We start from the raw sequence: 8465 nt of genomic DNA on the forward strand, positions 1-8465 counted from the left end.
GTAGAGGTCCGCGAGGCCGTCGCCCGGAACCACGGCCACGACGGCCCGCTGCGCCCGCTCGCGCGGCGGCGCCGAGGAACGGGCCGTGTGTGCGTCGCCGAGCGCGAAGTGGGTGATGCGGATGCGGTACGGGCATCCGGCCTCGACGCCGGCCTCCACGGCCGCGCCCGCGTCGTCGACATGCACGTGGACGTTCCACAGACCGTCGCCGCCCACGACGACCAGGGAGTCCCCGAGGGTGTCCAGCCTGGTCCGCAGCCGCTGCACGGCCCGGTCGTCGGCCTCGAGAAGGTAGATGACCTCGAAGGCGGGCCCGACGGCATCGGGCTCTTCGGGGCATTCGAGGGTGGTTTCGCCCTCCACGCGCGCGCGGGCACCGTTCTGGCGCCTACGTAGCGGCGCGCTCTCTCCGGATACGGCTTCGCTCAGCGCCCCGAGCACGGCGACGAGTCCCCGCCCTCCCGCGTCCACGACGCCGGCGCTGCTCAGCACGGCGAGCTGTCCCGGCGTCGCGTCGAGCGCCGCGCACGCGCCTTCGTAGGCGGCATGGACCACGGTCGCGCAGTCGCCGTCCACGGCCGACGCCGCTTCCGCTGCCGAGGCCGCGACGGTCAGGATGGTGCCCTCCACGGGGCGGGCGACGGCTTCGCGCGCGGACTCGGCGGCCCGGCGCAGTGCCAGTCGCAAGGTGCCCGCATCGGCTCCGGCGGAGTGATCTCCGTCACGACTGTCGCCGTCGGCGAGCACCTGCGCCATGCCCCTCAGGAGCTGGGCGAGGATCGTCCCGGAGTTGCCACGGGCGCCGATGAGCGCGCCGTGCGCCATGGCACGCATCACTTCCGGGAGCGTGGGCGCGACCGGCTCGCGGCCGGCCCCGAGCCCCGCGAAGACCGCCTCGACGGCCTGATGCGCGGACTCGACGGTCAGGTACAGGTTGGTGCCGGTGTCCCCGTCCGCCACGGGATACACGTTGATCGCGTCGATCTCCGCCCGGTCGCGGCCGAGCGCCTCCAGGGCGAGGGAACACCAGGCGCGCACCGCGACGACGTCGAGCAGATGCGGCACCTACGCCTCCTTGAGCGGCTGGACTGGCCTCGCAGAGTAGACCCCGCAAGGAGGCCGTCAGGAAAGGGGCCCGGTCCGGGGACCAGGGCAGCAGCCCGGGCAGCCATGGTAGTTTCGTTGTACCGAAGCAGCCGTTGTATGCTGCTCCGGTTGCCCGATATCCATCGGGCCTCCCCCTGGCACCGCCACTCAGATCCTCCGATCTTGATCCCGGCATGCCGGGATCAACCGTAAGTGCATCTGAAGTCTTTGGAGTGACCCGTGGCTGCCAACTGCGACGTCTGCGGCAAGGGGCCGGGCTTCGGCAACAACATTTCGCACTCGCACCGCCGTACGTCCCGTCGCTGGAACCCGAACATCCAGCGTGTGCGTGCAGTGGTCGGTCGGACGCCGAAGCGGCTCAACGTCTGCACCTCGTGCATCAAGGCCGGCAAGGTCTCGCGCTGACGTATGCGTAGCGCGGCCACCTCGCTGGTTGCTTGAAGAAGCCGGTCCCCTCGGGGGCCGGCTTCTTCGTCTGTCCGGACAGGATCCGACCCGCAGGGCCCGGCCGCTCGGGAGATCCGGCTGCTCAGGCACGACTGTCAGTGGCGACTGCCAGACTCTGCGCATGCGGTTTCCCCGACTCCCCGACGGGCGATATAGGCACCGGTACGGCACTGGTCCCGGCCCGCGTCCGTGGCGGGTGAGCGCATGACCACCGCGCGGGCGATCTGAGGTCGAAGGACTACGGCCTATGGCCTGGTCGGGGGCGAATCGCTCTCCGCGGTCGCCCGGAACCTCCAGCCGTGATCCACGGGCCCGATGCCACCGCCGAGCGCGAACCCGGCGGCGATCGCCCCGGTCACGTACTCCTTGGCCGCACGGACGGCCTCGGGCACGGACTGCCCCTTCGCCAGGTGCGCCGCGATGGCGGAGGCGAGGGTGCAGCCGGTGCCGTGCGTGTGACGGTTGTCGTGGCGCGGGGCACGCAGCCAGTGCTCCTCGGTCCCGTCCGTGAGCAGATCCACCGCTTCGGCGGAACCCCCGGGAACGGCACCCCCCGCACCCGAATCCGAACCTGAACCCCCACTCGAATCCGAACTCGCACCCGCACCTGAGCCGTCGCGCAGATGCCCCTCGTCGGCGCGAAGATGGCCGCCCTTGATGACCACCCAGCGCGGCCCGAACGCGAGCACGGCCGCAGCGGCGCGCCGCATGCCGTCCTCCGTCTCGACCTGCACACCCGTGAGTTGGGCCACCTCGTCGAGGTTCGGGGTCGCCACGGTGGCGGTGGGAAGCAGCTTCGTGCGGACGGAGTCCAGGGCCGAGGCAGCGAGCAGCGAGTCCCCGTGCTTGGACACCCCCACCGGGTCGACCACGACGGGAGCCTCGGTACCGGCGAGCAACTCGGCCACGCACTCCACGAGTTCGGGCGACGCGAGCATCCCCGTCTTGACGGCCTGCACCCCGATGTCGTCGACGACACTGCGGTACTGGGCGCGCACCGCCTCCGCCGGCAGCTCCCAGGCGCCCTGCACGCCGAGGGAGTTTTGGGCGGTGACGGCCGTGACGACGCTCATGCCGTGGGTGCCCAACGCGAGCATGGTCTTCAGGTCGGCCTGGATCCCGGCCCCGCCACCGGAGTCGGACCCGGCGACGGTCAGCACACGGACGGGCGCGGACCGGGCGGTGCCGGTGGAACCGTCGGTGCTGGAGGTGCTGGAGGTGCTGGAGGTGCTGGAGGTGCTGGACGTGCTGGACGTGCTGGAGGCGCTGGAGGTGCTGGAGGTGCTCACGACTCGATCTCCCCACCGGGGAAGTCGTCCCCGAAGTGATCCCAGCCGCCCTTGCTGGTCCAGGGCGCGCCGTCCACCGTGACCTGCGGCAGGGCCGAGGGGTTCAGCACCTCGCCGATCACCTTCCAGCGTGCGGGCAGCTTCACGTCCGGCGGGAAGGTGGCCACGATGGCGTGGTCCTCTCCCCCGGTCAGCACCCACTGCAGCGGGTCGACGCCGACGGCCTGGCCGATGTCGTTCATCTGCGACGGCACGTCCACCTCGCCGGACTTGATGTCGATGCGGACCTTGCTGGCCTCGGCGATGTGGCCCAGGTCGGCGATGAGCCCGTCGCTCACGTCGCACATGGCGGTCGCGCCGAGCCCGGCGGCGGCAGGGCCCGCGTGGTACGGCGGCTCGGGGCGGCGGTGCGCCTCCACGAAGGCGCGCGGCGAGCGGAAACCACGGGAGAGCACGGCGTACCCGGCCGCGGACCAGCCCAGCCAGCCCGTCACGGCCACGACGTCGCCGGGCTGCGCGCCGCCCCGGGTCACCGGCTCGCGGTTGCGCAGATCGCCGAGCGCGGTGATCGCGATCGTGATGGTGTCGCCGCGGACGACGTCACCGCCGACCACCGCGGCACCGGCCACCTGGCACTCGTCGCGCAATCCGTCCATCAGCTCCGAGGGCCAGGAGGCGGGGAGTTCCGCGGGCACCACGAGGCCCAGCAGCAGGGCCGTCGGCACGGCGCCCATGGCGGCGATGTCGGCCAGGTTCTGGGCGGCGGCCTTGCGGCCGACGTCGTACGCCGTGGACCAGTCGCGCCGGAAATGCCGGTTCTCCAGCAGGACGTCCGTGCTGGCGACGACCCGGCGGTCCGGTGCCGCGACCACGGCGGCGTCGTCGCCGGGGCCGATCCGTACGGCCGGGGTGGTGGTGAGCCGTGAGGTCAGCTCTCGGATGAGTCCGAACTCCCCCAGCTCGCCGACGGTGCCCTTCATGCGCGTACTACCCCTTCTGCCGCGGCCTGCTTGCGGTCGCGGACCGTCTCTGTCATGGGTACGGTTGCTGTCACGGGCCTGCCCTCCGCTTCCCTCATGGGCCTGCCCCTACGATCCCTTGCGCGGTCGCCGTACACGCGGCGAGTACGCCACAGCCACCCCGGGTCTCCCCGCGACGAGCGGCGACGCGATACCGTGGCGTCCCTTCCCCCCACATGATCCTCGTGGCCGCCCTGGAGGTTCCGTGGTACAGGCGTACATCCTGATCCAGACCGAAGTTGGCAAGGCGTCGACAGTCGCCGAGCTGATCGGAAAGATTCCAGGAGTGATCCAGGCCGAGGACGTCACCGGCCCCTACGACGTGATCGTGCGCGCGCAGGCCGACACGGTCGACGAGCTGGGTCGCATGGTGGTCGCCAAGGTCCAGCAGGTGGACGGCATCACACGCACCCTGACCTGCCCGGTCGTCCACTTGTAGCCCCCGTCTACCCTGTGCCGGTGAACTCTTTTCGTCCCCGGCTCCGCCGTGCCCGTCGCCTCGCCGTCGGGGCGCCCGCACTGTTCCTGCTGGCCGCTGTCGCGGGCTGTTCCTCAGCAGACGGAGTTGCGTCGGCTGCGGTTCCCAGTCCGGGCACGACGGTCACGAAGCTGTGCCAGGACCTGGACAAGGTACTGCCGTCGAAGGTGGACGGCCTCAGTCGCAAGGACCCCGAGCCGGCATCGAAGCTGACCGCCGGCTGGGGAGGCAACGCGATCATACTGCGCTGCGGTGTCCCGCAGCCCCCCAAGATGATCGACCCCAAGGTGGCCGAGGGCAGCGACCCCGACGCCGTCGCCGGTGGCGTGAACGGGGTGGACTGGCTGATGGAGAAGCAGGACGACGGGGCGTACCGGTTCACCACTGCCAATCGCGAGGCGTACGTCGAGGTGAGCGCGGAGAAGGGACGGGACAGTTCGGGGGCTCTCGTCGACCTGGCTCCGGCAGTGAAGAAGGCGATCCCCAAGGGAATCGCCTCCTGACCGCGCGCCGACCGTCGCCTGACCGCGTGGACGCCATCTTCTGAGCGCGTGCGGGCCATCTTCTGACCGCGTGCACGCCGTCCGCTGACCGCTGACCGCTTGCCGACCATTGCCCGGCCGCTTGCCGACCGTCACCTGGTGTCCCGTCGGCAGACGCCTGATGATGTCCGTCGGCAGGCGTCCGATCACTCGCCTCGGGGCCGGCGCCCGGTCACCTCCGACCTGCGACGCCGCCCAAGTGCGGTGCTAGCGCAGCCCCGTGGACCTGCGCAGCGCGGCCTGCAGCAGGCTGTCGACCAGTTCCGGGTAGCTGACCCCGCTCTCCTGCCACATCCGCGGGTACATGGAGATCGGCGTGAAGCCCGGCAGCGTGTTGATCTCGTTGATCACGAACTCGCCGTCCTCCGCGAGGAAGAAGTCCGCCCGCACGATCCCTTCGCAGGACACGGCGTCGAAGGCCTCGACGGCCAGCCGCTGCACCTCGGCCGTCTGCTCCGCGGTGAGCGGCGCGGGCACGATCCCGGCGGCGGAGTCGATGTACTTGGCCTCGAAGTCGTAGAAGTCATGGGCCTGGACCGGCGGGATCTCGGCCGGCAGAGAGGCACGCGGCCCGTCCTCGAACTCGAGCACACCGCACTCGATCTCGCGCCCGACGATCGCCGCCTCGACGATGACCTTCGGGTCGTGGGCGCGCGCGGTCTCCATGGCCTCGTCGAGCCCTTCGAAGGAGTCCACCTTCGTGATGCCGATCGACGAACCGGCGCGGGCGGGCTTGATGAAGAGCGGCCAGCCGTGCTCGCCCACGAAGTCGGCGATGCGCCGGCGCGCACCGTCCCGCTCGCGCTCCCACTCGCGCGGCCGGACGACGAGGTACGGCCCGACCTTCAGCCCGAAGGACGTGAAGATCCGCTTCATGTACTCCTTGTCCTGGCCGACGGCCGAGGAGAGCACACCGCAGCCGACGTAGGGCGTCCCGGACAGGTCCAGGAGCCCCTGGATCGTGCCGTCCTCACCGTACGGGCCGTGCAGCACCGGGAAGACGACGTCCACGTCACCGAGGGCCTTGGGCACGGAGCCCGGCTCGTTGTAGACGACCTCGCGCGATGCCGGGTCCACGGGGAGCACCACGCCGCCCTCGAGCGATTCGGCGAGATCGGCCACGTCCGGCACCTTGCGGTCGCTGATGGCCATCCGCTCGGGATCGTCCGACGTCAGCGCCCAGCGCCCCTCGCGCGTGATGCCGATGGGCAGCACGTCGTACTTGGAGCGGTCGATGGCGCGAAGGACGGCGCCGGCGGTGACGACGGAGACGCCGTGCTCGGAGCTGCGTCCGCCGAAGACGACGGCCACACGCGGCTTCTGCCCGTTCGACGAAGCGCCCGACGACGGGGCGGGCGCAGGGCTCTGGGGAAGGTTCTCGCTGCTCATATCGCGTTGAGCGTACCTGTTGGTAGTACGAGAGTCAGCGCCCGCAGAGCCCTGTCGTGCCGCCGTCGCTCAGCGTCGCTCGGGCTTGGCGGAGCGCGACATCAGCTCCTTGACGGCGACGACCGGCGGCTTCCCCTCGTGGACGATGCCGACGACGGTCTCCGTGATCGGCATGTCGACACCGTGGCGGCGGGCCAGCTCGAGGACGGACTCGCAGGACTTGACGCCCTCGGCGGTCTGCTTGGTGACCGCGATCGTCTCCGCAAGGGTCATGCCCCTGCCGAGGTTGGTGCCGAAGGTGTGGTTGCGCGAGAGCGGGGACGAGCAGGTGGCCACCAGGTCGCCCAGGCCCGCGAGCCCGGAGAAGGTCATCGGGTCGGCGCCCATGGCGAGGCCGAGCCGCGTCGTCTCCGCGAGGCCGCGCGTGATGAGCGAGCCCTTGGTGTTGTCGCCCAGGCCCATGCCGTCCGCGATGCCGACGGCCAGCCCGATGACGTTCTTGACGGCGCCGCCGAGCTCGCAGCCCACCACGTCGGTGTTCGTGTACGGCCTGAAGTACGGGGTGTGGCAGGCGACTTGGAGCCGCTGGGCGACGGCCTCGTCGCGGCAGGCGACGACCGCGGCGGCGGGCTGGCGGGCCGCGATCTCGCGCGCGAGGTTCGGACCGGTGACGATCGCGATGCGGTCCTCGCCGACCTTCGTGACGTCCTCGATGACCTCGCTCATCCGCATCGCCGAACCGAGCTCGACGCCCTTCACCAGCGAGACCAGGACGGTGTCGGGCGCGAGCAGCGACCGCCACTCGGCGAGGTTGCCGCGCAGCGTCTGGGACGGCACCGTGAGCACGGTGAAGTCCGCGTCGGCGGCAGCCTCGGCCGGGTCGGTGGTGGCCCGCATGTTCGCCGGGAGCTCGACGCCGGGCAGGTAACCGGGGTTCTCCCGCGTGGAGTTGACGGCTTCGGCCACCTCGGGGCGCCGGGCCCACAGCGTCACGTCGCAGCCCGCGTCCGCGAGCACCATGCCGAAGGCGGTGCCCCACGAGCCGGTCCCGAAGACGGCGGCCTTCACGGGGCGCGTCACTTGCTCTCCTCCGAGGTACCGGCGGTTGCCGAACTGCCGCCCTGCGCCTGCGACTTGCGGCGCTGCTCGATGCGGGCCTCGCGCGGGTCGTACCGCTTGCGCGGAGGCTCCTCGCCGCGCAGTTCCCCCACGAGCGCGGTGATGTCGGTCATGATGACCTCCGTCACCTCCTTCAAGAGTTCCGGTGTCATCTCCTTGTCGTAGAAACGCGACAGGTCGACGGGCTCACCGGCGAGGACGTGGTGCGTCTTGCGCGGAAAGAAATTCGGCTTCTTCGCATAGGGCGCGAGCGCATCCGTGGCGCCCCACTGGCCCACGGGAATGACCGGGCACTTCGTCTGCAGGGCGACGCGTGCGACTCCGGTCTTACCCGTCATGGGCCACAGTTGCGGATCCCGGGTGAGCGTTCCTTCCGGATAGAAGGCGACGCACTCGCCGCGCTCCACGGCGTCGATCGCGGCGCGGAACGCACTCAGCGCGTTCGTGGACTCGCGATAGACGGGAATCTGCCCGGTGCCGCGCATCGCGGCGCCGACGAAGCCCTTCCTGAAGAGGCCGTGCTTGGCCAGGAAACGGGGCACTCGTCCGCTGTTGTACTGAAAGTGGGCGTAGAGGAACGGGTCCAGATGCGAATTATGGTTCACCGCGGTGATAAATCCGCCGTCGGCCGGAATGTTCTCCATTCCGCGCCAGTCCCGCTTGAACAGAACCACCAGCGGCGGTTTGCAGAGGACCGCTGCGAAGCGGTACCAGAAGCCGATTCTGCGGCGGGACACTCGGACACCTTCCTCTAGGACCTGGCAGGTGGCACCTGCCGGGGCCGCACAAGTGTCGCCCCAGGCCACCGGTCTGTCGAGAACACCGTACGCCCGCCCGTCTTCCGCCACCGCCCCTGTACGGAGCTTCGCGTCCCTCCCCCTTGGGCACGGCCGCACCTCATGCTCAGGTCACAATAGGCGCGTGCAGTGGACCCTGGTGATACCGCTGAAACCGCTGGTGCGGGCCAAGAGCAGGCTCGCGCCCGCGGCCGGGGGGCTGCGCCCGGGCCTGGCGCTGGCGTTCGCACAGGACACCGTGGCGGCCGCGCGGGCCTGCGCGGCGGTGCGTGATGTGG

Annotated in this window: 9 protein-coding genes and 1 pseudogene; 4 read left to right on the plus strand and 6 right to left on the minus strand. The window is 70.7% G+C overall.

Annotated features, from left to right (window positions below):
• Positions 1-1065, minus strand: a 1065-nt coding sequence (locus G3I40_RS40965; protein ID WP_164559890.1) for a DAK2 domain-containing protein, incomplete at its 3' end; no start/stop codon positions are given.
• Positions 1066-1326: 261 nt separating this feature from the next.
• Between G3I40_RS40965 and rpmB the strand changes: the two genes are divergently transcribed.
• The gene (rpmB, locus tag G3I40_RS40970; RefSeq protein ID WP_003957616.1) at positions 1327-1512 is read left to right on the plus strand and encodes a 50S ribosomal protein L28; all 186 of its coding nucleotides are present in this window, start codon (positions 1327-1329) and stop codon (positions 1510-1512) included.
• A gap of 287 nt (positions 1513-1799) precedes the next feature.
• Here the strand turns inward: rpmB and thiD are convergent, their stop codons facing one another.
• Positions 1800-2714 (minus strand): bifunctional hydroxymethylpyrimidine kinase/phosphomethylpyrimidine kinase, encoded by a 915-nt coding sequence (gene thiD / locus G3I40_RS40975; protein ID WP_164559896.1) that lies wholly within the window; start codon positions 2712-2714, stop codon positions 1800-1802.
• Between the two features lie 125 nt (positions 2715-2839).
• Positions 2840-3823: a thiamine-phosphate kinase gene (locus tag G3I40_RS40980; protein WP_164559891.1), complete on the minus strand. Its 984-nt coding sequence runs from the start codon at positions 3821-3823 to the stop codon at positions 2840-2842.
• A gap of 244 nt (positions 3824-4067) precedes the next feature.
• On the opposite strand from G3I40_RS40980, the gene G3I40_RS40985 reads away from it, so the two are divergent.
• Both G3I40_RS40985 and G3I40_RS40990 read left to right on the plus strand, forming a co-directional pair.
• Entirely contained in the window at positions 4068-4301 is a 234-nt protein-coding gene (locus G3I40_RS40985; RefSeq protein WP_016642988.1) for an Lrp/AsnC ligand binding domain-containing protein, read from the plus strand.
• Between the two features lie 20 nt (positions 4302-4321).
• A complete protein-coding gene (locus G3I40_RS40990; RefSeq protein ID WP_164559892.1) occupies positions 4322-4843 on the plus strand; it encodes a DUF3515 domain-containing protein in 522 nt (173 codons plus the stop codon).
• 246 nt (positions 4844-5089) lie between these two features.
• Here G3I40_RS40990 and G3I40_RS40995 read toward each other — a convergent pair whose 3' ends face one another.
• From G3I40_RS40995 to G3I40_RS41005, 3 genes are all read right to left on the minus strand, one after another.
• Positions 5090-6271: a D-alanine--D-alanine ligase family protein gene (locus tag G3I40_RS40995; RefSeq protein WP_164559893.1), complete on the minus strand. Its 1182-nt coding sequence runs from the start codon at positions 6269-6271 to the stop codon at positions 5090-5092.
• Positions 6272-6340: 69 nt separating this feature from the next.
• A complete protein-coding gene (locus tag G3I40_RS41000; protein ID WP_164559894.1) occupies positions 6341-7351 on the minus strand; it encodes an NAD(P)H-dependent glycerol-3-phosphate dehydrogenase in 1011 nt (336 codons plus the stop codon).
• A complete protein-coding gene (locus G3I40_RS41005) occupies positions 7348-8127 on the minus strand; it encodes a lysophospholipid acyltransferase family protein (RefSeq protein ID WP_164559895.1) in 780 nt (259 codons plus the stop codon). The genes G3I40_RS41000 and G3I40_RS41005 overlap by 4 nt, the downstream gene beginning before the upstream one ends.
• Before the next feature lie 184 nt (positions 8128-8311).
• Here G3I40_RS41005 and G3I40_RS47750 point away from each other — a divergent pair.
• Positions 8312-8465: pseudogene (locus tag G3I40_RS47750) on the plus strand (2-phospho-L-lactate guanylyltransferase); the annotation flags it as partial.

This window comes from Streptomyces sp. SID14478 (genome assembly GCF_010548525.1).
In the GTDB taxonomy this organism is placed as follows: domain Bacteria; phylum Actinomycetota; class Actinomycetes; order Streptomycetales; family Streptomycetaceae; genus Streptomyces.